Raw genomic sequence first — 22,965 nt, 5'->3', positions numbered from 1 at the left:
CATTCGTTCGGCAGACAGGAGGCTATCCCATGATTGTCAGCAAAGAAGTCGGTACCTATGAAGTGCTCATGATCAGCGGCTACAGCAATGCGAACCAGATCGGTTTTGTGTACTTCTACGAACCGTCGGGGGCGTACATCGGTTACGCGGGCATTATCAAGAGCGGAGCACCGCTCCCGGGCAACGTTCAATGGCCGAACGGCATCCTCAACATTTACTTTCCCGATGCCCAGTTCGGCCCGATGCTGGATACGCTGCGCAACGAACGCCCCGTCTACGTCAAATATAACACCGACCTGAAATGGGGTTCCGTCGGAACCGGTAAAGAGCCGGTCGGGGAGCAGGAACCGCCGGCCACGCCGTAACGGCAGCTGACATCAGACATCACCTCAGCCGGGAATGTCTGCCCGCTTGTTTACCGGTTTACGGAACGACCGGCAGCCCGGCGGAACGCACAGGAGTTCACCATGAATTTTACCGGCCAAGGTAGGCCGTTGAATGCCGAAGGGATGGGCAACGCCTGCAGCGCCCTCGGGGTTGCCGCCCCGGTGGTTTGGGCAGTGCTGACGGTCGAGACCCGCGGCTTCGGGTTTCTTCAGGACCGGCGACCACGGATACTCTTCGAGCGCCACATCTTCCACCGGCTGACGAACGGCAGGCACGATGCCGGCAATGAGGATATCAGCAACGGGAAACCCGGCGGCTATGTCGGCGGGCCAGCCGAGTACACCCGCTTGGGGAAGGCTCTGGAACTCGACCGGGAAGCGGCGCTCCAGAGCGCTTCCTGGGGCATCGGCCAGGTGATGGGGTTCAACTTCAAAGTGGCCGGCTTCGCCACCATCGATGTCATGATCGAAGCCATGGTGAGGGATGAGAATGCGCAACTCCTGGCCATGGCGAACTTCGCCAAGGGGAACAATCTGGCCGGGGCGCTGCAGCGGCAGGACTGGGCCGCCTTTGCCCGTGGCTACAATGGGGCCGATTTCAGGAAGAACGAGTATGACTCCCGGCTTGCCGCCGCCCATGCCCGGTATGAGGGCACCCTCCCGGATCTGGCGCTGCGGGCGGCCCAGGCCGCCCTGCTTTACCTCGGCGTCGATCCCGGCCCGGTCGACGGCTTCCAGGGACAGCAGACGCATGCTGCACTGCGGCAGTTCCAGCAGCGATTAGGCCTCCCTGGGACCGGCGAGCTCGACCCCGACACGGCAACCCGGCTGTTCGCGGAAGCATTCCCGCCATGAAGGCGAGGTGACGACGATGAGCGATAATACTATCTACCTGACGCTGGTGGTGCTGACCATGCTCCTGCCACTGGTCCCGGCGGTCATCATCTACCGTTTTCTCCCCTCGCGGACCTTCGTCAAGGGGCCGTTCAAGGGATTGAACATCCAGCTGTCAGGTGCGTTCGCCGGTTATTTCATCCTGGTACTGGTGATGGGGGGATTCATCTCGACCCGGCCCAAGACCTACGAAGTCTGGACAATCAAAGGGAGGGCGATGATGGCCCCCCCGGGAGACGTCCTCGTCGAATCCGACATCGCCGTGCGGCCGAACGCCGTTGTCTTTCTCGGTGACGGCAGCTTCACCCTCGACATCCCGGTAAGGCGAAATCAGGCAGGACAACTCGATTTCCCGACCCTCGTCGTGCACCACGACGGCTATGAATCGGTCTATATCCCGCTCGGCGACAAACGGTACGCGTTCGGCGGTCCGGGACTGACCGTGGAAACGGACAAGGGGACCAAGACCAAACTGGTAGCCGAGCCGATCAGACTGCAACGTTCCAGCACCCCGTACATGGGGGGGAACACGGAGGTCCCGGACAAATGAGACGTATCGCTTTGTTGGCTGCATGGATGGTCGCATTCATCATCGTCATCGGCGGCACGCCGCGGGCGGAGGCGCAGACGGTCCGCGGCAAGATCGAGCGCAAGACCGCGTACGGCATTTACCCGGCGACCTCGGTCGAGGTAACGCTTTCCGCCCGGAACCGGGGGCGGTCCTCCCCCGCCTACACGGACAACCAGGGGTTCTACTATCTCCACAACATCCCGCCGGGGAAATACGTCCTCGAAATATGGGTCGGACAGACACCGGTCACCAGGCAGATCAGGGTCCTCAACCGTCCGTACACCGATATCCCGCCGATCAGGGTGCGTTGAGGCGGTAGGAGCGGCGGCTGGAACAAGGAGCGGAAGCACGAAGAACAGGCCCCGCACAACATCAGCATCTCGATGAAGGTGGCAATTATCGACATCATCGCCTAGGGCTGAGAACTGCCCGGCAAAAATGCCACGTGGCACCACCCGAAGGGCGCGACGAGGGGAAATCTCGCCTGGCGATACCCGGAGCGTTTGCCGGCTACGTCCACGCATGCGTTCCCTTCGCGCCGCGACGCAAGGTTACAGACACGCCGCAAGCCAATTCGCCACCCCGCTCGGGGGGCAAAAACAACCGGCATTCCGTACGTAAAGGAGCCCCGATGAAACCAACCTACGCCATCGTTCGCCAGACGATCGCCCTCATCGTCGCCGCCGCGGCACTCGCCGCACTTCAGGGATGCACCGCCGTTCTCACGCCGTCGCAGGTTAAGGAGGTCGGCACCTTCGCCGAAGCGGCAAAGAACTACGGTACCTTTCCCGGTACGGTGATCCGCAGCCACGCCGAACTCCGCGCCCGGCAAAAGCTCCTGGAAGCTGCTACCATGACCAGCGGCACCGCGGCGCTCCGCCAGGTGGAAGCAGCCGTCGAGCTGCGACAGGAACTGGCCCGGCGGGCCACGGCAGCCGACAGTGCTCTGGAAATTCTGAACGACTATGCAGCACTCCTCGTGAAACTCACCGGCGACAGCTACACCGGCGAACTCCAGGGGAGCGCCGAAAGCCTCGGCGGTGCGGTGGACCGGGCCATCGACCGCTTCAACAAACTGCAGGGGACCAACCTGGGGAGCTTCGGCGCCCTGGCAGCGGCCGGGGCCCGCGGCGCCGGCGGGATCTACATCCGCCATGAACAGGCCGAGGCCCTGAAACAGGCGATCACCGCCGCCGACCCGGTCGTGGAAGCGATGATCGTCGAGGTGGAGCGACTACTCGCCCTGTACCTCGCGCCCGCCGACCTTGCCGGACTGCAACTCGCGATTGCTGCGGGACCGCCCCCCGAGCAGCTCGACCTGATCCGCAACGTTGCCACGGACCTCCGGGAGAGTTACCGGCGGATCGTGGACAGCGCCGGCGGCAAGCAGCAGCTCGCAACGGTGCTGCTCGTGGCCGACGGCTTGACCGGAGCCGACGAAACGGTTCAGCTGGCGACCCAGGCGCTCCGGGCGGCTGAAACCTACCGGGCCGCCCACCGGGCCCTGGTACAGAACGTCACCGAGCGGCGATGGCTGAAAAACGCCATCGGGCAAGTACAAACACTTGTCCAGGAAGTGAACACCGCCAATAAGCTGCGGAAGAAGCTCGCCGCCGAATGAGCTTCCGGCAACGACCAGCAAGACGATTCGCCGGCGCGGGGGAGATTACAACGAATAGCGTTTAGCGAGGGATAATCACATGACACATCTTGAAACGGCACGGCAAGAAGCGCTGACCGCCATCCGCGCAGCAAAGGAGGAGACAAGGGCCGCGCGTAACGGGGCGGACCTCTCCGCCGACCAGCAGCGCCTCCTTGAAGAGCTGTACGTCGACCTCGACGATCAGGAAGACCTGCTGTTGGAAGCGGCCCTCGACCAGCGGATCGAGGCGCTCCGGCTGGCCGGCGGGAAACTGGCCGAGGTGGCGCGAAAGATCGGGGAAGATATCCGAAGACTGGAGAACGTGGCCGAGGTGGTCGCCAAGGCGGCCAAAGCGATCAAGGCCCTGGCCGATATTGCCGGCACCGTCGCAGCGCTCTGATTGGCGGCAACAGCCACCCACTCACGCGGCCGCCTTTCAGGAGGCCGGCAAACGAGGGGGGGAAGATAGCGCACTATCGAGGCTGCGCAGATCGAGCGGATAGGTAACGGTGAAGGTGGTACCGGCAGCGATGGTGGAAGTGAACGACACCCGCCCCTTCAGATAACGTTCGGTCAAGAGCTTGACGCTGTAGGTGCCGATACCGCGCCCCGCCTCCTTGGTGGAAAACGAGCGCTGGAAGATCTGCAGCTGCGTCTCTCGCGACATGACCCCGACGTTGTGGCACCAGAAGGAAATTTCCCCGTTGCCCTCCCGACAGCCGAGGGTCACCGCGGCGCCCCGCGGCGAGGCTTCGAGAGCGTTCTTGAGCAGGTTGCCGAGTACCCGGCCCAGGAGCCGCTCATCGGAATAGAAGATCGTTTCAGCCAGCCCCGGCGCCAGGGAAATCTGCCGCTCCCGCCCCAGGGTGGAGTTGTAGTACGTCTGGATTACCCCTTCGAGGAACAGCCGCGAATGCAGCGGTCCCGGATGCACGGTCAGTTCGTTGTTCTCCGCCGCCAGCAGCTCACGCTGGCTGCGAATCTCGCTCACCAGTGCCCGGGCCGCGACCAGCAGGCTCTCTTTCCCATCGTCGAAGCTCATGATTCCGTCGAACAGCAATTCGGTCAGACTGTGAATGACGCTGGCGGTATTGAGCAGATCGTGGAAAAAGAGCCGTTCGAGGACCTGCCGCCGTTTCTCGTTGCTCACGTCGACGGCGACCACCAGGGCCAGAGTCTCTCCCCGCCAGCGGAACGGGGTTCCCCAGACTTTCAGATCGAGGGCCTCGATCCCCTGGGGGGTGTGCCGGAGCACCCGACATTCGTGACTTGCCCGATCGCCGGCCAGCGCCGCCAGGATCGCCTCTACCGCACCACAGGTCTGACAGGCCTCGCCAGTGCCGCAACCGGCCGGCGCGGCAAGCGCGTGCTGGCAGGCCAGCAGTTCGCCGGGACGAAGGCCGATAATGTCCTCGCACCCCTGGGAATCGGCAAAGGCATTGAGAGCCCGGTTACCGAGCAGGATCTGGCGGGTCGGGCTAACAACCATCACGAACTCGGGCATGGCATCGAGCAGCGCACGCAGCCCTTCATCAGCCGCCAGCAACGCATGGCGGCGGGCAATATCCCCCTGATCGGCACGCTCCGGCGGAGCGAAATGGGTAAGAAGGGCGGCTCGGGTCATCAGCAATTCCTTTCTCCGACGAAACATCACCAGTACCCACCAATATAAAACAACATCACAACAAACCAACAACAAAAACATTTTGGCGACCGGGTGCTCATTTTTTGCCAACGGCCGGAGTTATGGTATTTTTTTCTAACCCCGCCGGCTCGACACACCACGCCGGCCACCCCCCTCGCCCAGGGAGGAGCCATGAGAATCCTGATCGCCGAAGACGAACCGAATCTGCGCCAGCTCCTCAAAGTCTGCCTGACCGCCTGGGGATACGACGTCATCGTTGCCCGGAACGGCAACGAGGCCTGGCAGATCTTGCAGGGCGAGGATCCCCCCCGGCTGGTGATTCTCGACTGGGTGATGCCGGGCGTCAACGGGCTGGAGGTTTGCCAACGCATCCGGGCCGCCGGGCAGGAGCCGTACACCTATATCATCATGCTCACCTCGCAGCAGCGCGAGGACGACCTGGTCACCGGCATGGAGGCCGGGGCTGACGATTACATCACCAAACCGTTCAAGCACAACGAGCTCAAGGTGCGGCTCCGCGCCGGCCAGCGCATCGTCGAGCTGCAGAACGAATTGCTCGCGGCCCGGGAAGCGCTCCGGACCCGCGCCACCCACGATCCGCTCACAGGACTCTGGAACCACGGGGAGATCCTCAATTTCCTCGGCCAGGAACTGGCCAAGGCACAACGGGAAAAGCAGCCGGTCAGCATCATCATGGCCGATCTCGATCATTTCAAGAGGATCAACGACTCGCACGGCCACCAGGCCGGCGATGCAGTGCTCTGCGCAATCGCCCGGCGCATGCTCTCGCTGGTCCGGACCTATGATTTTGTCGGCCGGTACGGCGGGGAGGAATTCCTGATCATCCTCCCCGATTGCGACGCCAAGCAGGGAGCGATCCTGGCGGAACGCCTCCGGGCACATATCGATAGCGAAGGCTTCGCCAGCCCGGAGGGACCGATCCCGGTGACCATCAGCCTGGGGGTCGCCAGCAGCGACACAGCATCGTGGGCCGACCCCGACACAATGGTCGGCGCTGCCGACAAGGCGCTTTATCGGGCCAAGCAAGGGGGACGCAACCGGGTGGCGATCGCCACGGCAGGCAGTGCGGAACAGCCGCCAGAAGCAGGAAGGATTACAGAGTGAAATAGAAGGTGGCGCCCCGGTCCACGGTCCCTTCCGCCCAGATCCGGCCGCCGTGCCGCTGGACGATCCGGGCCACGGTAGCCAGGCCGATCCCCTCGCCGGGAAAATCTTCCGGATGGTGAAGACGCTGGAACGGCGCAAAGATCCGCTCAACCTGGTCCATGGCAAAGCCGGCGCCGTTATCGCGGACAAAATGCGTCCGGCTGCCGTCGATGTCGGTCACTCCGAACTCGATCAACGCATGTTCCCGCTTGCCGGTATACTTCCAGGCATTCCCGAGCAGATTGTCGACCACCACGTGGAGCAGCCCCGCGTCGCCGTACGCCGTCATCCCTTCGGCAATGGTCAGCGTCACCTGCCGTTCCGGCTCCTTCATCTTCAGTTTCTGCGCCACCGCCCACACCATGTCGCTGAGGTCCACGGTCACCAGCCGGATGTCGCAGCGGGAAATCCGGGAAAAATTGAGCAAGGTGCCGATCAGATGGTCCATCCGCTTCGTCTCGTCGTAGATGTTGGCAACGAACTGCCGGCACTGCTCGTCAAGACCGTTGCCGAACAGCTCCAGAATCACCTGGGAGTAACCGTTGATATTGGTGAGCGGCCGGCGGAGATCGTGGGATACCGAATAATTGAACGCCTCAAGTTCGGTATTCGCCGCTTCCAGCTCGTGGTTGACCGTCTCCAGCTGTTCCACCGTCGCCTCCAGCTCGCAGTTCGCCTCCTCCAGCTCGCAGTTCATATCCTCCAGCGCCGTGGCACGCGACTCCAGTTCGACGTTAAGCAGCTCTACCTCCCGCTCGGCCCGCTTCCGGGCGGTAATGTTCCGGATCAGGCTCAGCAGACAGGTTTCGCCGTTCAGCTCGATAGTGACGCCCGAGTACAGACCGACGATCGACTCGCCCCCTTTCCCGCGGACCATGATCTCCCGGTCGTGGACCTCCCCCTCGCGATCGATGACGGCGCGGATTGCCTCACGGTCGGCCGGGTTTTCCCAGACGCCCAGATCGAGGTAGGTCCGGCCGAGCGCCTCTTCGCGCCGCCAGCCGAGATGCTGCTCGAACGCCGCATTGACCTCCAGGTAGCGACCGTCCTGCAGGGACGAAATGACCATAATGGTCGGGGCGATCCTGAACACCGTGGCAAAACGCTCTTCCGAGGCGCGCAACTTCTCGTCCGCCCGTTTGCGGGCGGTGATATCCTGGAAAAATACCGACAGTCCTTCCCGGGAGGGATAGGCGTGGACCTCGAACCACCGTTCCAGCGACGGATAGTACCCTTCGAACGTTACCGCCTCGTTGGCGGTAACCGCCCGGCGGTAGCCGGTATCGAAGGCCGAGCCGACCGTCTCGGGAAAAATTGTCCAGAGGTCGCGGTCGAGCAGTTCGGCGCGGCTCTTGCCGAGCAACCGTTCCGCTTCGCTGTTCAGATAGGTGAAACGCCATTCCCGGTCGAGGGAAAAGAAGGCATCGGTAATGCTCTCCAGCAGGGACGAAACCCGCTGGTGCGACTCCCGCAGCGCCCTTTCGCCAGCCTTCAGCTCGCGGAACAGCAGGTCGTAGGGGCGGGTCAGGGCGGTTTCGATGGTCCCCCGGTAGATCAGGAAGACCGCCGCCGCCTTCAACAGATGCCCGACCAGATTGCTCGGGCCGTAAACGCTGATGTAACGGGAAAAGGCCAGCTCGGTCCCCACCAGCAGCACCAGGGCGCCGGAGAGAAGATCGAGCACGTGCCGGTCGAAGGCCGCCCGCCGCTGCCGAAGGAGCACCAGCCCGGCCAGGAAAAGGAGGGCAATGGCATATTCGCTCCAGGTCTTGAAGAGGGTGACGCCCGCTCCGTCCACGTAGCAGACAGGGAAAAGCCCCCAGGAGAAGATCGAAGCGAACAGCAAACCGGTCACCGCCAGGAATGCCGCCAGGACAATGCGGGGCCTAAGCCGGCGGTTGACGAACAGTGGGGCGAGCACGAAGGAAACACTCTGCAGATAACGGGCGGCGATCCAGAGTTGGGTCGGCAGATTGGCGCCGCCTCCCGGGAACACCCCCATCCCCTTGTAGGCCAGGGCGTGCAACAGGTCGGTCACACCGATGCAGAGATGGGCGATACCGATGAAGAGGAAATAGCTGTTGCCGGCAAAGCGGCGGGAGTTCCAGGCGATAACGAAAATGCCACCGGCCACCAGGACGGAAAAAAGCTCGACCAGGGTATGAAAGAGGAGGAAGCTGGCATAGCTCGTCAGGTAAAGCCCGGCGAGGAGCCCTCCCCCGGCAATAAACGGCACGAGCGTGCCAGCAGCGGGCTTGGCGTCAGTCATCGTAGTTCCCGGAAATGCGCAGGAAGTCATCGTTCGGCAATGTTACCGCGGGAGGCCACGAAAAATATACCGTTATGTCACCCTCTATGGCAAGCATTGAATGGCGAGAGAAGATTTTCCGCTGACACGACGGCTTGTGCCGGCAGCTGATCAAGCTTTCAGTTGCGCAAACAGGCAAATCCGGGTTAAGTAAGAGCCATGGGAACCCGAGCCAAACGCACCCCCCGCTGTGCCCGCTGCCGCATGCATCTCACCCTCTGCATCTGCGCGGCGATCCCCCGTTACGAACTGGCCACCCGCCTGGTGCTGGTGATGCACCAGCGCGAACACAAAAAGTCCACCGCCACCGGCCCGCTGGCCCTGGCGGCGCTTCCCAACAGCGAGCTGCGCATCCACGGCAACCTGGACCGGCCCCTCGACCTGGCCGACCTCGACATGCCGGAACGGCAGACTCTTATACTCTACCCCGGCGACGACGTACCGCTGTTGAGCCGGGAACTGCTTGCCGGCGACGACCGGCCGGTGACGCTGATAGTCCCCGACGGCAACTGGCGGCAGGCGGCCCGGATGGGTCGGCGGCTCCCCGGCCTCGCCCGCGCCCGGATGGTCAGACTTCCGCCCGGACCACCGACCGCCTGGGGCATCCGCCGTGAACCCCATCCCGAGGGGCTGGCGACCTTCGAGGCAATTGCCCGAGCCCTCGGGATCATCGAGACACCGGCCGTCCAGGAGGGGTTGGAAGAGCTGTTCCGGCTGATGGTGGCGACGACCCTCGGTACCCGGGGCACCCCTCCGTCCCCCTGATCACCCGCCCTTGGCCCCGTGCTCAGAAACCGTGCAGGTTCTCCACTTTTGCCGCCAGGGCACTGCCGCGAATCCGCTCCAGAGTAGCGGCCACCACCACCACATCGTTATCGAAGGAACCATGGGCCAGGGGGATATACTCCTGGCCGTCGAAGACCTTGGCCCGGTCGCGACTGTGGACCCGCACCGTCCCCATTCCTCCCATGAATGACTGCCAGCCGGCGACATCGCCGGCAGTTCGCGGGTTCCACTGGGCCGGCGCCGCCACTGCCGGGTTCCAGGCCGCCTCCATGCCGAGCAGCGGCATCTTGTGCAGGTCTTCCAGCGCCCGGCTGACCAGGTAGAGCAACGATTTGCCGTAGGGGCCGACGGTATCAGCCTGCTCCCGCTCGTCGCTCATGATGTCGAAGAAGAGCCGCTCCTTGGCGAGAATCTGCTTCTCCATCGCCGGGCGGTAATGGTCGAGGGCGAAGCGGACGGTACAGGCCGGCGCGTAGAGGGAAACCGTCCGGACCGCCAGCTTCTTCTGGACAAGCCGGTCGAGCAGGTGGCCATGGAGGATCGAGCCCGCCGAATGGCCGACCAGGTGGATTTCCAGGTCCGGCAGACGGCTCTTTAGCTCGGCGAGGCAGCCGGCCACCAGGGTCAGCCCCGCCTCCCGTTCGACGGCCGCCGCCGCATTCTGCTTCATCTGCATCCAGACCGGCTTCACCAGCAGGTTCTCGCAGGCAACCTCCACCGACCGGTCCTTGGCCTCCTTGAGCTGACTGGTAATGTCAGACCAGAGACCGCGGGCCGGACCTTCCGCCGACGGCTTGAGGAACTTGCCGACCGCGTCTTCCAGCATTCCGGAGATGCTCTCGCCGAAACCGGTCTTCCAGGTGATGAAGAGCGGGTAGATGCCGTTCGCCCGGAAGTAGGGAGCCATCACCCGGATCCGCTTGAGCGATGCCTCTTCGCTGTTCAGGCCGCCATGGGCGTAGATGGCCAGGATCGGTTTCGCCTGCCCCTGCAACCAAGCCAGCGGCAGGGTGAAGGCGGTCTCCCGGACCGCCCCGGTGGCATCGGCAACGTCGAGGAAGCGGTTGATCGGCCGGCCGTCGTTACCAAGAACTACTGTGTGCTCGTAGGCGGTACTCTCGCTGAGTGGCTCGACAGCAGGGTTGCTGTAGACGTGGGGGGGCGCGGTACTGTCCGGCTGCCACGACCAGCCGGCCTTGCCGTTGGCCACTTCCTGCAGGGTCATGCTGCTCCGGGTGCGGACCTTTTCCTGGATCGCCATCGGCGCGCCGAGCACCGCCACCCAGGCATCGGAACCGTTGCGGATCCAGTCTTCGTAGGTAAGGATGGCAAAGCCGAAGCAGCCCCATGAATCACCCCAGGAATTCTGGACGATGAAGCCGTCGCTGGTGTAGCCGATCAGGGCGAAGGCATGCCCTCCCGTCTCCCCCGCGACCAGCGGGATCACCGGCAGGGTCGGCGAACTGCCGAGGAACCACCCCTCATGCACCGATGCCGAGACGTAGATCGCCCCCACCTCGTGGATTGCCGCCTGCATGTCGGCAACCGAGTCCTTGTTGATCCGATAGTAGGCTCCCAGCGGCCGGAGCGCCGCATCCTGCTGCCAGCCCTCCCGCGGGGGGACGAACTTGGTCTTGTAGGGCCAGAGCGCCTCGGCGCAGACGCCATGCCGGTACCATCCCTTCATCGCCCCGCGACAGCTCGACCCGTCGTAGTCCTCGCCGGGCCACTCGTCGTAGATCCGTGCCATGTGGTACAGCATCCGCGGACTCACCGTCGCCAGCTTCCCAAACTTACCCGTCCGCTGCTCGTCGTCGAAATGTTTTTTCCAGAGCAGATAGTTGATGACCGCCGCCAGGCCGAAGCCGGTGCAGGCCCCCTCTTTCCCCTGGTCGAGGATCAGCCGGTGCTTGGTGGTGTAATCGCTCAGGTGGCCGGTAATGAAGCCGGCATCGGGATACTGGGGGGGAAGACAGACCAGCGGCGGATTGTAGATGCGGTCACGGTAATCGACCCGGTCGGGGCGAGCGTCGAATTTCCTTCCTTGGATCTCTCTCGTCGTCATGGCGCACTCCTTTGCGTCCCGAGGGAACAGATTGGCAAATTTTCATAAAGTTTGCCACAGCTCTACCGGTACGGCAAGGAACATCGCAAAAAAACGGGGAAAACGGCAGGGGCGGTGGAGTGATCAGCCGGTGATACTCCGCCGGGGTGTAATGGCCAGCAGCGCCAGCCCGGAGAAAAGAAGGGCAATCCCGATCAGCGCTGGGAGGGTAAGCCGCTCGCCAACCACGGTGACCCCGAGGATGGCGGCGGTGAGCGGTTCCGCCAGGGAGAGGGTGACCGCGTTGGCCACCGGTACCGTCCGCAGCCCCCGGCCGAACAACTGGTAGGACAGGGCGGTTGCCAGCAGTCCCAGGTGCAGGATCACCACCAGCCCGCGAGGGGCGGCAAGCCAGGAAAGGTCCGCCGTCACCAGCAACGGTGAGAGGAGCAGGGCGCCGAGGCAGAAGGCAACCGCCACCACCGCATCGGCGGAACGACCGTCAAGGAGCGTTTTGATCGCCAGGGTATAGGCGGCATAGGAGGCACCGGCCCCGAGGGCGAGGATGACGCCAAGGGGATTGACACTGACCGTGCCGCCGGTCGCCAGCAGCAGGGTGCAGCCGACGATCGCCAGGACCGTCGCCGCCAGCCAGCGTCGTCCCGGCCGTTCACCCCTGGCCAGGTAGACGAGGATACCGGCCAGCACCGGCGAGCTGCCGATACCGACCATCGTGCCGACCGCCACGCCGGTCTTGGCAACGGCGGCGAAAAAACAGAGCTGGTAGGCGGCCACGAAGCCGCCGGCGCTGGCGGTCGCCCAGAATGGCCACCGGCCTCCGCCCCGCAACCCGCCACGCCACAGGGCAAGGAGGAGCAGCGCCCCACCGCCGACCGCCAACCGCAGGGCGCCGACCACTGCCGGACTGGCACCGACCGGGGCCAGTGCCTGCGAGGTGCCGGTGGTCCCCCAGAGGACCGCCGCCATCATGATCAGCCAGACGCCCCCTTTCCCCGCCGTTGTTTGTGCTGTGTCGTGATCGGCCATCTACGCCCTCTCTTCGTGGATCATCCCCTAGTCCAGTTGCTCCAGAGTACACCGCCGTCCCGATACGCGCAAGCGCGAAACGACACCCGGAAGCAGAACTTGACATTCATTTTCAATTTATTATACTGATAACTAAATGAATTCAATCACCATGAAAAGGGGTGTTCGATCATGAGGCGGCAGACTGAACTGAGAACGGTTCCACAGCAGGGTACCGGCAAAGGGACGGTGCACGTCAAGCGGTCCGCAGGGTCCGCGACAGGGACATCGAGAACGGCATTGGCAACGGGGGCATCACCGGAAACTGGGATGGCCAGCCAGTTCCGCGAAATGGAGCGGTGGTTCGAAGAGGCCTTCAACCGGCCATTTTTCGGCATGAACTGGCTCCCCTTCCGGGGGATGCTCCACGAACTGGGCGAAGGTGGCGGGATCAGCCCCTCAATCGACATGTACGAAGAGCGGAACGAACTGGTGGTCAAAGCGGAAATGCCGGGGATCAGCAGCGAAAATCTCAACCTGCGACTCGTCGATAACAACCTGATCATCGCGGCGGAACGGAACAGCGAAGAGCGGGTCGAAGAGGCCAACTATCTACGGCTCGAACGGTCCCATGGCAGCTTCAGCCGGGCCTTGAGCCTCCCCGACGGCCTCGATACCGATCACATCAAGGCTTCGCTGAAGGACGGCATCCTAGAAATCCGTTTCCCGAGGCGAGAATCTTCAACGATCAAACAGATAACCGTGGAATAGGCCACGGTGAGCCAGGCACTCCGGCCTGTGGCTCGGGGAAGCGAACGCTTCCCCTTTTTTTGTCCCGAGCCGGGGGTATTTCTCCTTGCAGGCCGACCGGGCAGCGGGTAGAATCGGCGGACCGGCAGCGCATGCCCCACTTCCCAAGGAGCCAGGCTACCCATGTCCAATCTTTTCCTCTTCCTGCTGATGCTGGGCGGCGGGGTCATCCTGACGCTCCAGCCGTCGATCAATGGCCGTCTCGCCGAACGGGTCGGCATTTTGGAGAGCGCCTTCATCTCCTTTGCCGTCGGCACCCTCGCCCTGGCAGTGGTGGTAGCGGCCTGCGGCCGGGGAAGTCTTCGCGCCGCCGGCGATGCCGCCTGGTGGGAACTGACCGGCGGGCTGCTCGGAGCGCTGTTCGTCTCCCTGACCATTCTGGTAGTGCCGAGGATCGGCACGGCAGCAGCGATGGCGGCCACCATCGCCGCCCAGTTGATCACCGGACTGCTCCTCGACCAGCTCAACCTGTTCGGCTTTCGCGCCATCCCCATTGACGGCCGGCGGCTCGCCGGAACCGTGCTGCTGCTGGCCGGCGCGGCACTGATCTACCGGCGCTAGCGGGGACTCGATGCGTCGCCGGGACCACCATCTCAAGGCAGCGGCCGGGCTGCATACCATCGCCTGCTTCGAGGCAACCAAGGGCGCGCTGGTCATCGTGGTCGGCCTCGGGCTGCTCAGCCTGATCCACCGGGACGTCGAGGCCCTCGCGGAACAGATCGTCGCCCACTTTCACCTCAACCCGGCCAATGCCGCGCCGCGGATTTTTCTCGAACTTGCCGACCGGGCCAGCGACAGTCGTCTCCAGGCACTCGCCACCGGCGCCATCGGCTACGCCACACTCCGCTTCATCGAAGCCTGGGGGCTCTGGCGCGACCGGATCTGGGCCCAATGGCTCGGCATCATCTCCGGCGGCATCTATCTCCCGGTCGAAATCTACGAGCTCTGGCGCGGAGTGACCGCCATCCGGGCCGGAACCTTCCTGCTCAACCTCGCCATCGTCGCCTGGCTGGCCCGGGTCCGCTGGCTGGAACACCGGGAGCGGCAACGCTAGCCGTCGGCCCGCCTCACTCGCCGGGACACTCGGCAAACTCGCGGAACACTGTCTCCATCGAGCCGTACTGCCGCCAGTAATCCGCCAGCTTCCGGGCGCATTCGACCATCCCGACCACTCCGGCGGCGGTCCCTCCGGCCACGAAGACCGACAGGTCGCCGGTAAGGATCATGACAATCCCGGCACCGAACAACAGCAAGCTCGACAGGAACAGTGCCGACTCGCAATGGCGAAATGGCGACTTGAAGGTCGCACAGTAAGAAGCGTACGCCCGGGCGTGGGCCCGGACCCGCTCCAGGTAGAGCTCCAGTTCGGCCCCCTGGAAGGCGGTGCTCGCCCGGAAAAGAAACCGCTGCCAGGCAACCTTGCCGCTCATCGCCAGCCGCTCCCGGTAATAATGCTCCAGCTCCGCGTCGATTAATATGGTATCCATGACATTCTCCCCTGGGAATTCTATCGGTACGGCCAACCGATTCCTGAAGGGTTGCCCCTTCACATTTTTCCGACGAAGGTGTAGTATCGCCACATGCACAAAATTGTCGCGATACTGATGATCCTCTTCGTCCTGGCCGTGATCTCCTTCAGCACCTGGCAGCTGTTCAGCGGCAACCTGGAAGCGGCCTTCTCCGCCCTCCCCTTCCTCCTGATCACCTATTTTTTCGTCAAGCCCCAGCGCGGCTGATCGCTCGAAGCCCCAATGCGGAAAACCGCTCCGGGGCTCGACGACAGGAAACCGGGTTTTCCTGCGGGAATTCCGACAGATCACCAACGGCACAACACACGGGACAACAGGGAAAGAACGGGTGGGGTCGGCCGGCAGGGCCGCAGGAATAGATATCCGATAAATACCACGAAACGGCGGATACATGCAAGGGGTGGGCTGCCGACCTGCGGCCCCCACCCCTCGGTTCGTCAGCCGGCTAGCGGGAGGGGGGCGCCATGAATTCGGGACCGACCGGCTCCGGGACGGCTTCGCGCAGAATTCGTTCGATCTCGGCCCGGTCGGCCTCGCTGAGCGACCAGCCGAACACTTCGCCAACCGCCCTCACCTGCGCTGGATGTCGGGCTCCCCAGAGCGCAACCTGCACCCCCTGATCGAGAATCCAACGCACCGCCAGCGCCAGTACCCCCTTGCCGAACCGCTCCCGGGCAAACCGGTCGAGCCGGCGGACCGCTTCCAGGTACTGGGCAAAGCGGGGCGAACGAAACTTCGGATCGACCCTGCGCAGATCGTCGCCGGTAAAAACGGTGTCGGCGGTCATCCGGCCGCTGAGCAGCCCGCGGCAGAGCGCCCCGTAGGTCAGGAGGGCAATGCCCTGATCATGGCAATAAGGGAGAAGCTCTCCCTCGATCTGCCGCTCGAACAGGTTATACGGCGGCTGGCAGGCCTGCAGCGGCGCCACCCGGCAGAACTCCTCCAGCTGGGCGGGGGAATAGTTGCTGACACCGATGGCCCGGATCTTCCCCGCCTGGCGGAGCCGCTCCATGGTGCCGGCCGTCTCCTCGATCGGCACGAGGGGATCAGGCCAATGGACCTGGTAGAGATCAATGTAGTCGGTCTGCAACCGGCGCAGCGAATCCTCGACCTCGGCGGCAATCCGGGCGGGCGTTGAGTTGCGGAAGACCTTGCCATCGCGCCACTCCAAACCCACCTTGGTAGCGATAATCACCCGGTCGCGCCCGCCGCGCCGAGCGATGGCCCGGCCGACGATCTCTTCCGAACGGCCGAAGCCATAGACGGGAGCGGTATCGATTACCGTAATCCCTTGATCGAGGGCGGCGTGAATCGTCGCAATCGACTCTTCCTCCTCGGAGCCGCCCCACATCCAGCCGCCGATCGCCCAGGTCCCCAGGGCGATCCGCGATGCCTTGATCCCGATGCCGTCAATAGTCGTCGTTTCCATGTTCCCTCCGGCGCCGGCCGGCCTGCGGCCGACCGGAGAATAACGGGCCGTGGCGGCCCGTCATCAAAGTATAGAACAATTCCGGCGCCGGGAAAGCCCGGGCACCGTCACCGGGGTCAGGCCCGCTTGCCGCCGGGGCGCAGGAGGCTGCCGGGGATGGCGGCCTCGCACGGCACCGCCGTCTGGCAGAGACCGCAGCCGGTCTGAGAGACGCCATACTCCGCCTCGACCGCCGCCGGTACGGCCCCGTAGACATACTCCCGGCAACGCTCCTTGTCGTGGCCGGCAGGAGAAAGGGCGCCCGTCGGGCAGCGGCCGATGCAGCGGCCGCAGCTCCCTTCCCGGAAATAGAGACAATTATGGCGGTGGTCGGCCGGTCGGCGCGGTGACGGCACCAGCGCCAGGTCGGTCACCACCGTGCCGAGCCGGTGGGCAATCCCCCGCTCGGTGATCAGGGCATCATTGAGGCTGAAGGTGCCGAGGCCGGCGGCATAGGCGGCATGACGCTCGGACCACGAGGAGGCGACCCCGGCCCGACAGTCGTCGAGGGCCCGCCATTCCGGGGCCAGCTGGGGGGCGACCGCCCGCTGGCCTCGCCCGGTGAGCCAGGCGACCAGATGACGGCGGAGCGCTACGTTGAACTGTTCGCCATAGGTGCGGGTCATTGACCACTCCCGGGACGGCCAGTGTTGCTGGCGCCGGTTGCTCTCCCGGGTCGGCCGGCTGATCGGCAGTACCCAGCAGATCACCGTCGCCGCCCCGGCAAGAAACTCCGCCGGCGCCAGGTGGAAGGGGCCGATGATCCGTTTGTAGTCGGCGAAGAGCGGATCGTTCGCCGCGGCAAAACCGACCAGCGGCGCAGCGAAATACGGCTCCCCATCCGGGAAGCAGTTCTCCGTGCTCGTGGCGACAAAACTGCCGATCTCTTCCCGCACCAATTCTTCCATTATGGTCTCCTTTTACGGCTGGCCCCAGCCAGCCGTCACCCGGGCGGGCTGCCGGCGGAACAGCCGGTAAAAACCGAGCGCCACCAGCAGGCAGATGCCGCAGTTAAGGAAAAAAGCGGTCCGGAAGCCGCTTTCCCGGACTATTGGCCCCATCCCGGCGGCGCTCAACATCATGCCGGCATAGACGCAGGTGTTGTACCCGCCCATCGCCAGCCCGCGCAATTGCCGGGGAACGACGTCGGCAATCAGCACCCCGACGGCGGTGAAGGCCACCCCCATGCTCGCCCCGAGCAGTGCGGCCGCCGCCATCAACGGCACCACCGTGTGGCAGAGACCGAAAGAGGCCAGCGCCAGGGCAAACAGGGCCGCTCCGCCCGTTACGAAGACGCTCCGGTCGGCCACCCGGTCGCTCAACCGGCCGAAAGGGAGCCGCGACAGGGCGTTGGCCAGGGCCTGGGCGGCGAAAACCAGGCCGACGTGCCCCGAATTCATCCCCAGGCTGCGGATATAGAGCGGCATGAAAGTAACGAACATCCCGAAACCGGTACAGGTGCCGAAGGTAGCGAGCATGCAGGCGAGAAACGGCCGGTTCTCCGCCAGGGTGCGCAGCGCCGGCAACACCGCCGGCCGGGCCGTCCTGCCGGACCGGCCGCCGGGCGGGGCCGGCAGGAAGAACAGCGCCACCCAGAACATGACGAAGATCAGTCCGCCGGACACCAGGAATACCTGGCGCAGCCCGAGCGCTTTGCCGAGCAGGCCGCCGGCGGCCGGGCCGATGGTCATCCCGCCGTAGAGCGCCATGGTGTACCAGCCGAACGCCTGACCGAGCACTTCGGGCGGGGTGACGTCGGCAACGTAGGACATCAGGGTCGGCGAGAAGGCCGACAGGCCGACGCCGAATAGCAGGTAGATACCGGCCATCTGCAGCGGGCTGCTGCTCCAGTAAAGGAGAAACGACGAACCGGCCAGAAGCGTCAGCCCGCCGAGCAGCGGCAGACGGCGCCCCAGCCGGTCGGAGACCAGTCCCGACGGAATGGAGAGCAGGCCGGCCATCAGCATGAAGGCACCGTTGATCAGCCCGACCTGAACCGAATCGGCCCCGAGCGAGATGGCGAACAGCGGTACCACCGGAATCCGCATGTAGGAGCCGAAAAAGCAGCCGAAACTGATGACACAGCAGGTCAAGAGCAGCCTGGCGGCCGACGGCTGCCGATCGTGCCGTACCGGAGCACCAGCCATCGGCCGGCCTACCGCCACTCGACCTGTGCCAGCCGGCGCTGCGGCGAGCGCCGGTAGCGAAACTCCGGATTGCCGAACATCACCCCGCCGTACATCCGGTGCCCGGCAGGGAGCGCCAGCGCCGCAGCGACCCCGGCGTCGCTGCCGGCCGCCCGGGTCAGGAAACCGGCCCAGCAGGTACCGAACCCCTCCGCCAAAGCCGCCAGTTCGAAGTAGGTCACGGCGATGGCACAGTCGATGGCACCCCAGTCGTTCTCCGGCGCATGGGCCACCGCCAGGTGGGGCGCGCCACGGAGCACCCAGTCCTCGCCCCGGTCCCAGGCAGCAATAAATGGCTCGTAATAGGCCGGCCGGTTGGCGATCCCGCGCAGCCAGTCGATCGTCACCCCCGCCAGATGCCGGACCGCCGCCGGTTCGCGGATCACCAGCCAGTGAACCTGTTGCCGGTTGCTCGCCGTCGGTGCCCAGCGCGCGGTATCGAGCACCCGCCGCAGCGGCTCCTCGGCAACCGGCTCAGCGGTGAAGCGGCGGATCGAACGCCGGCTTTTTAAGAGCTGCGTCGCGGCGGCGCCGGAAACGGTCAGCGCCGGTTCGAGCAACGGCGATTCGGCCAGGGGCACCGCCAGGTGGTCAACGGCATCGGCGGGGCAGACGGCCACGCAATGGCCGCAGCCGATGCACGCCTCCGCCCGCTCGTTCTGGAAACGCGGCACGCCGCTCGGATCGTCGACGAAGAGATGGACCGGACACGCCTTGATGCAGAGGCCGTCGTGGATGCAACGCTGCCGGTCGATGGTTGCCAGACTCATAGTTATCCCCCTGTTTGTCGGCCGGTCAGCGATCGCTGAACCGGGCCGGCCGCTTGTCGAGAAAGGCGGTCATCCCTTCTCGCTGGTCTTCGGTGGCAAAAGTAAGGGCGAACAGGTCGGCCTCATAGGTACAGGCCCGCTCAAGGTCCAGTTCCTGGCCGTTGATGACCGCTTCCTTGCAGAGCCGCAGCGCGACGAGCCCCTTGGCGGCAATCTTCCGCGCCAGGCCCCGGACCTCCGCCAGCAGTTCGGCAGCCGGTACTACCCGGTTCACCAGGCCGAGCCGCCACGCTTCTTGGGCGTCGATCATCTCGCCGGTAAGCAAGAGTTCCAGGGCCCGTCCCCGGCCGACCAGCCGGGGGAGCCGCTGGCTGCCGCCGAAACCGGGGATGATCCCCAGGTTCACCTCCGGCTGGCCGAAGCGAGCGCTCTCGGCGGCCAGCCGGATATCGCAGCTCAGCGCCAGCTCGCAACCGCCCCCCAGGGCGAAACCGTTCACCGCGGCGATCACCGGCTTCGGGCAGCGTTCGATCGCCCGGCAGACCCCCTGGCCGAGCAGGGCCAGTTCGCGGGCGGCCGCCGGCGCCATCTCCCGCATCACCGCGATATCGGCCCCGGCGACAAAGGCCCGCTCGCCGGCGCCGGTCAGGATGATCACTCGAACGGCCTGATCAGCGGCCAGTTCGTTGATCACCGCCGCCAATTCTTCGAGCATCTCCCGATTCAGGGCATTGAGCGCCGCCGGGCGATTGATAGTGACGGTGACGACCCCCTCGGTCGTTTCGAGCAGCAGATTACGTGGCGACATGGCTCACCTCCTTTGGTGGTTGAACGACGATGGCTGCGGATCAGCGCTCCTTGCCGACGGCAAAGGCCCGGCCCAGGTAGGCGCCAATCCCGTAATAGCCACGATGACCGGTATCGTAGACGAATGGTTTGACACGCATGATCTCCGGCAGACCATCATCGCCGATCACCGCTTCGTCGGCCTTGACGTCGACGATCTCGCCGACGAACTGGGTATGGAGACCGATTTCCAGGATATGGAGCAACCGGCACTCCAGAACGAGCGGCACTTCCGCCGCATAGGGGGCGTCCACCAGTTCGCTGCCGATCGGGGTCAGGCCGACGGCGGCGAATTTGTCCAGGTTCCGCCCCGAGGCGATGCCGGCATAGTCGGTCTGCCGGACCAGTCGTTCGCCCGGCATCCCGACGGTAAAGGCCCGCCGTTCGACGATCGCCTCATAGGAATAGGTTGCCTTGCGCAGCGAGACGGCAACGCAGGGGGGCTGGGAACAGCAGATACCGCACCAGGCGGCGGTCATCAGGTTCGGCTTCCCCTCCCGGTCGTAGGTGCCGACCAGCCAGACGGGGGTCGGATAGGCGAGGGTTTTTGCACCCAGTGATTGTTTCACGACGACTCCTTTCAAAACAGGGCATATCTGCCGGCTCGCGGCGCCTTTTTAGACCGATCGTCTAGCGGCAGCGCTAAAAAAAGGGCACTACGGCCCTGTCGAGTTGTCTCTGTCTGCCTTGAATTATACCAGCACCCGGGCAAAAAGGATGTCGATGAAATCCTGCAACGGCCGGGGAGATTTCATCACCTTGGTCCGGAGGATCGCGCCCTCCAGGCCGGAGAGGATAAATTCCGCCATCACATCGACATCGAATGCGGCGGCGAGTTCGCCGGCAGCGCGAGCCTCACGGAGACAACGGGCAAACCGTTCGCGCCAGGAGCGGAAGACCTCCTCCAGCCGAGTCCGGAACCGCTCGTGCTGATCGGCCATCTCCTGCCCCAGGTTGCCGATCAGGCACCCCTTGGTGCAGTGGTTCTGCTCCAGTCGCGCCAGAACGCTCTCCAGGTAACGGCGAATCCGGTTCAACGGCGAAAGCGTCTCATCACCGAGGTAATCATCGAGCCGCCGGGCGTAGCGAAGAGCGAACTGGTCGATCACGGCCAGGCCGAATTCTTCCTTGCTGCCGAAGTAATAATAAAACGACCCCTTCGGCACCCCCGCCTGTTTCAGCACCGCATCGATGCCGGTGGCATTGAACCCCTGGCGGGCGATCAGTTCGGTGCCGACCTGGATGATCTGCTGGCGTGTCTCGTTCTTTTCCATGGAATCAACTATTAGACCGATCGTCTAGCAATGTCAAGAGGAATCTCCCGCTCCGGTCCGCCGTTGCGATAAACCGGCAAATCGGCTACCATGCGACAGAATTCGCCAAGGAGACCAGTCATGAACGAGATTTCCTGTCCCGCCGAACGCCTGCGTGCCTGGATGGCGGCCAACCATGTCCAGGGCGACCACCTCTCGTTTGCCGAATCGTGCCATTCAGTCGCCGAAGCCGCCGCAGCGGCCGGCATCTCCCCGGAAGATTTAGTCAAGAGCATCTGCATGATTGCCGACAATGGTATGCTGCTGGTCGCCATCGTCAAAGGAGAGGACCGGGCCAGCGCCCGCCGGCTCGGCCAGGCCGCCGGCTGTCCGATGCCCCGGCTGGCAACCCCGACCGAGATGCTGGCCGCAACCGGCTACCCCTGCGGCGGCACGCCCCCCTTCGGCTTTGCCGCCCGATTCTTCATCGACGAACGGGTCTTCGATCGGGAAATCGTCTACGGTGGCGGCGGCACCGCCACAACACTGGTCCGGATCGCCCCCCGGGAACTGCAACGGCTGAACGGCGCCACGGTCGCACGGATTCGCAAGTAATTGAAATTAGCTCACCCGAACATCCCGCCGTAAAAATTTTTTACTGTAAAATTTTTTTACGGTCCTTTAACCCGCTGTTTTGCCATGTTTTTTAGCCGAGTCGTAAAAATATTTTACAGCACAAACCGCTTCTGCACCGCCACTACCCGTATAACCTATTGTAATTAAACAATTTCACCTCTTGGCACGTATCTTGTTTTAGTAGTGTAACCGGCCTGCCCAGCGGGGGCCGCGTGAACCTAAAGTGCATCTGCATCCTTCTGCAGGAGGGGGGCAGTTATGATTGCGGAAAGACGATGGACCCGAACAACGGCGGAAGCCGAGTGCTTTTACCGGAACCACAAGAAACTCTCCGCCGTCCTGGCCATGAGCAACTTCATTGAGGTAATCTTACTGAACGGCCGGGCGTATACCGGCTACGTCACCAGCGGCAGTGTCGGCAACAATGCCGGCTGCGACGGCACCTGGCGCTACTACGGCTATACGACCATCATCCTCGAGGACAATACGGAAGTAACCTTCGACCACCTGGAAATCGCCGAAGTAAAAACGGTTGTCTACAGCGAGATCTGAGCGATGCCTCTCCCATCCCACCCAACGGGGCATGAACGTTTCGTCGGCGAAGCCATTACGCCGGTGGCCGGCAGCTTCGACAGTGCCGCCATGGCATCCGGTGAGCCTGGCGTACCACAGGCTTTCGTCTGGCGCGGCCGGACCGTCGAAGTCACGACCGTGCTCCGTCGCTGGCACGATACCGGCCCCTGCAGCCATGGCAGCGGTGAGATGTACGTCCGCAAGCACTGGTTCGAGGTGGCAACAACCGCCGGCATCATGAAGGTCTACTTTGACCGACAGCCCCGCTACGGCAGGAGGGATCGTCGCTGGTGGCTCTTCAGCATCCGTGAGGAAGATAACGGCTCTTCGCCATTCTGAAGTGCTCTCGCCCGCCTGCCGCCGATCAAAAAAGTGATTTCCCCTCAAGACATCATCCGATAATACCGATAGAGTGAACATATAAC

The 22,965-nt window shown here is 64.0% G+C and carries 27 protein-coding genes; 15 read left to right on the top strand and 12 right to left on the bottom strand.

All coding sequences use genetic code 11. The features are described 5' to 3' along the window. Positions 1–29: 29 nt before the first annotated feature. The 6 genes from QMN23_RS04015 to QMN23_RS03990 all read left to right on the top strand — a co-directional run bounded on the left by QMN23_RS04015 (position 30) and on the right by QMN23_RS03990 (position 3,893). Positions 30–365 carry a hypothetical protein gene (locus QMN23_RS04015; RefSeq protein WP_282001964.1) on the top strand — a complete coding sequence of 112 codons (336 nt, stop codon included), beginning with the start codon at positions 30–32 and terminating at the stop codon, positions 363–365. 102 nt (positions 366–467) lie between these two features. Further along, entirely contained in the window at positions 468–1,241 is a 774-nt protein-coding gene (locus QMN23_RS04010) for an N-acetylmuramidase domain-containing protein (protein ID WP_282001963.1), read from the top strand. Positions 1,242–1,257: 16 nt separating this feature from the next. Beyond that, on the top strand, positions 1,258–1,830 hold the full coding sequence (locus QMN23_RS04005) for a hypothetical protein (protein ID WP_282001962.1): 573 nt from the start codon (positions 1,258–1,260) through the stop codon (positions 1,828–1,830). After that, positions 1,827–2,162 (top strand): carboxypeptidase-like regulatory domain-containing protein, encoded by a 336-nt coding sequence (locus tag QMN23_RS04000; RefSeq protein WP_282001961.1) that lies wholly within the window; start codon positions 1,827–1,829, stop codon positions 2,160–2,162. Before QMN23_RS04005 ends, QMN23_RS04000 begins: the two co-directional genes overlap by 4 nt. A 320-nt stretch (positions 2,163–2,482) precedes the next feature. Beyond that, on the top strand, positions 2,483–3,472 hold the full coding sequence (locus QMN23_RS03995; RefSeq protein WP_282001960.1) for a hypothetical protein: 990 nt from the start codon (positions 2,483–2,485) through the stop codon (positions 3,470–3,472). Between the two features lie 79 nt (positions 3,473–3,551). Further along, positions 3,552–3,893 (top strand): hypothetical protein, encoded by a 342-nt coding sequence (locus QMN23_RS03990; protein ID WP_282001959.1) that lies wholly within the window; start codon positions 3,552–3,554, stop codon positions 3,891–3,893. A gap of 36 nt (positions 3,894–3,929) precedes the next feature. On the opposite strand, the gene QMN23_RS03985 is transcribed toward QMN23_RS03990, so the two are convergent. Next, positions 3,930–5,117 (bottom strand): sensor histidine kinase, encoded by a 1,188-nt coding sequence (locus QMN23_RS03985; protein ID WP_282001957.1) that lies wholly within the window; start codon positions 5,115–5,117, stop codon positions 3,930–3,932. 192 nt (positions 5,118–5,309) lie between these two features. Between QMN23_RS03985 and QMN23_RS03980 the strand changes: the two genes are divergently transcribed. Continuing rightward, positions 5,310–6,263 (top strand): GGDEF domain-containing response regulator, encoded by a 954-nt coding sequence (locus tag QMN23_RS03980; protein WP_282001956.1) that lies wholly within the window; start codon positions 5,310–5,312, stop codon positions 6,261–6,263. On the opposite strand, the gene QMN23_RS03975 is transcribed toward QMN23_RS03980, so the two are convergent. Then, complete coding sequence (locus tag QMN23_RS03975) at positions 6,253–8,574, bottom strand: MASE3 domain-containing protein (protein WP_282001955.1); 2,322 nt, start codon at positions 8,572–8,574, stop codon at positions 6,253–6,255. The genes QMN23_RS03980 and QMN23_RS03975 overlap by 11 nt on opposite strands. 198 nt (positions 8,575–8,772) lie before the next feature. On the opposite strand from QMN23_RS03975, the gene QMN23_RS03970 reads away from it, so the two are divergent. Then, the gene (locus tag QMN23_RS03970) at positions 8,773–9,378 is read left to right on the top strand and encodes a tRNA-uridine aminocarboxypropyltransferase (protein ID WP_282001952.1); all 606 of its coding nucleotides are present in this window, start codon (positions 8,773–8,775) and stop codon (positions 9,376–9,378) included. A gap of 22 nt (positions 9,379–9,400) precedes the next feature. Here the strand turns inward: QMN23_RS03970 and QMN23_RS03965 are convergent, their stop codons facing one another. Beyond that, positions 9,401–11,464, bottom strand: a complete 2,064-nt coding sequence (locus QMN23_RS03965; protein ID WP_282001949.1) for a C1 family peptidase — start codon at positions 11,462–11,464, stop codon at positions 9,401–9,403. A gap of 123 nt (positions 11,465–11,587) precedes the next feature. Beyond that, positions 11,588–12,490 (bottom strand): DMT family transporter, encoded by a 903-nt coding sequence (locus QMN23_RS03960; protein WP_282001946.1) that lies wholly within the window; start codon positions 12,488–12,490, stop codon positions 11,588–11,590. Between the two features lie 309 nt (positions 12,491–12,799). On the opposite strand from QMN23_RS03960, the gene QMN23_RS03955 reads away from it, so the two are divergent. The 3 genes from QMN23_RS03955 (at position 12,800) to QMN23_RS03945 (ending at position 14,333) form a co-directional block, all read left to right on the top strand. Then, complete coding sequence (locus tag QMN23_RS03955) at positions 12,800–13,240, top strand: Hsp20/alpha crystallin family protein (protein WP_282001944.1); 441 nt, start codon at positions 12,800–12,802, stop codon at positions 13,238–13,240. Positions 13,241–13,402: 162 nt separating this feature from the next. Beyond that, complete coding sequence (locus tag QMN23_RS03950) at positions 13,403–13,840, top strand: DMT family transporter (RefSeq protein WP_282001942.1); 438 nt, start codon at positions 13,403–13,405, stop codon at positions 13,838–13,840. Positions 13,841–13,850: 10 nt separating this feature from the next. Continuing rightward, positions 13,851–14,333 (top strand): DUF2127 domain-containing protein, encoded by a 483-nt coding sequence (locus tag QMN23_RS03945; RefSeq protein ID WP_282001940.1) that lies wholly within the window; start codon positions 13,851–13,853, stop codon positions 14,331–14,333. Positions 14,334–14,346: 13 nt separating this feature from the next. Here the strand turns inward: QMN23_RS03945 and QMN23_RS03940 are convergent, their stop codons facing one another. Next, on the bottom strand, positions 14,347–14,766 hold the full coding sequence (locus QMN23_RS03940; RefSeq protein WP_282001937.1) for a GSU0071 family protein: 420 nt from the start codon (positions 14,764–14,766) through the stop codon (positions 14,347–14,349). 93 nt (positions 14,767–14,859) lie between these two features. Here QMN23_RS03940 and QMN23_RS03935 point away from each other — a divergent pair, with 93 nt between their 5' ends. Continuing rightward, positions 14,860–15,015, top strand: coding sequence for a hypothetical protein (locus tag QMN23_RS03935; RefSeq protein ID WP_282001935.1), 156 nt, complete (start codon positions 14,860–14,862; stop codon positions 15,013–15,015). Positions 15,016–15,253: 238 nt separating this feature from the next. Here the strand turns inward: QMN23_RS03935 and QMN23_RS03930 are convergent, their stop codons facing one another. The 7 genes from QMN23_RS03930 to QMN23_RS03900 form a co-directional block, all read right to left on the bottom strand. Further along, on the bottom strand, positions 15,254–16,237 hold the full coding sequence (locus tag QMN23_RS03930) for an aldo/keto reductase (protein ID WP_282001932.1): 984 nt from the start codon (positions 16,235–16,237) through the stop codon (positions 15,254–15,256). Between the two features lie 116 nt (positions 16,238–16,353). Beyond that, on the bottom strand, positions 16,354–17,184 hold the full coding sequence (locus QMN23_RS03925) for an epoxyqueuosine reductase (RefSeq protein ID WP_282001930.1): 831 nt from the start codon (positions 17,182–17,184) through the stop codon (positions 16,354–16,356). Between the two features lie 12 nt (positions 17,185–17,196). Further along, positions 17,197–18,423 carry an MFS transporter gene (locus QMN23_RS03920; protein ID WP_282001928.1) on the bottom strand — a complete coding sequence of 409 codons (1,227 nt, stop codon included), beginning with the start codon at positions 18,421–18,423 and terminating at the stop codon, positions 17,197–17,199. An 8-nt stretch (positions 18,424–18,431) separates the two neighbouring features. Beyond that, positions 18,432–19,232, bottom strand: coding sequence for a nitroreductase family protein (locus QMN23_RS03915; protein WP_282001926.1), 801 nt, complete (start codon positions 19,230–19,232; stop codon positions 18,432–18,434). A gap of 25 nt (positions 19,233–19,257) precedes the next feature. Further along, positions 19,258–20,040: an enoyl-CoA hydratase-related protein gene (locus QMN23_RS03910; RefSeq protein ID WP_282001924.1), complete on the bottom strand. Its 783-nt coding sequence runs from the start codon at positions 20,038–20,040 to the stop codon at positions 19,258–19,260. Positions 20,041–20,080: 40 nt separating this feature from the next. Beyond that, positions 20,081–20,647: a flavin reductase family protein gene (locus tag QMN23_RS03905; RefSeq protein WP_282001923.1), complete on the bottom strand. Its 567-nt coding sequence runs from the start codon at positions 20,645–20,647 to the stop codon at positions 20,081–20,083. A gap of 123 nt (positions 20,648–20,770) precedes the next feature. Next, a complete protein-coding gene (locus tag QMN23_RS03900; protein ID WP_282001921.1) occupies positions 20,771–21,352 on the bottom strand; it encodes a TetR/AcrR family transcriptional regulator in 582 nt (193 codons plus the stop codon). Between the two features lie 120 nt (positions 21,353–21,472). Between QMN23_RS03900 and QMN23_RS03895 the strand changes: the two genes are divergently transcribed. The 3 genes from QMN23_RS03895 to QMN23_RS03885 all read left to right on the top strand — a co-directional run bounded on the left by QMN23_RS03895 (position 21,473) and on the right by QMN23_RS03885 (position 22,879). Then, a complete protein-coding gene (locus QMN23_RS03895) occupies positions 21,473–21,946 on the top strand; it encodes an aminoacyl-tRNA deacylase (protein WP_282001919.1) in 474 nt (157 codons plus the stop codon). A 279-nt stretch (positions 21,947–22,225) separates the two neighbouring features. Beyond that, positions 22,226–22,519: a hypothetical protein gene (locus QMN23_RS03890; protein ID WP_282001918.1), complete on the top strand. Its 294-nt coding sequence runs from the start codon at positions 22,226–22,228 to the stop codon at positions 22,517–22,519. 3 nt (positions 22,520–22,522) lie between these two features. Then, positions 22,523–22,879, top strand: coding sequence for a DUF6504 family protein (locus QMN23_RS03885; RefSeq protein ID WP_282001917.1), 357 nt, complete (start codon positions 22,523–22,525; stop codon positions 22,877–22,879). Positions 22,880–22,965: the final 86 nt, after the last annotated feature.

It is taken from the genome of Geotalea uraniireducens (assembly GCF_027943965.1).
GTDB classification, from domain to species: Bacteria; Desulfobacterota; Desulfuromonadia; order Geobacterales; family Geobacteraceae; genus Geobacter; species Geobacter uraniireducens.
Note: the sequence above shows the minus strand (reverse complement) of the source record. Positions and strands in the feature narration are given on the sequence as shown.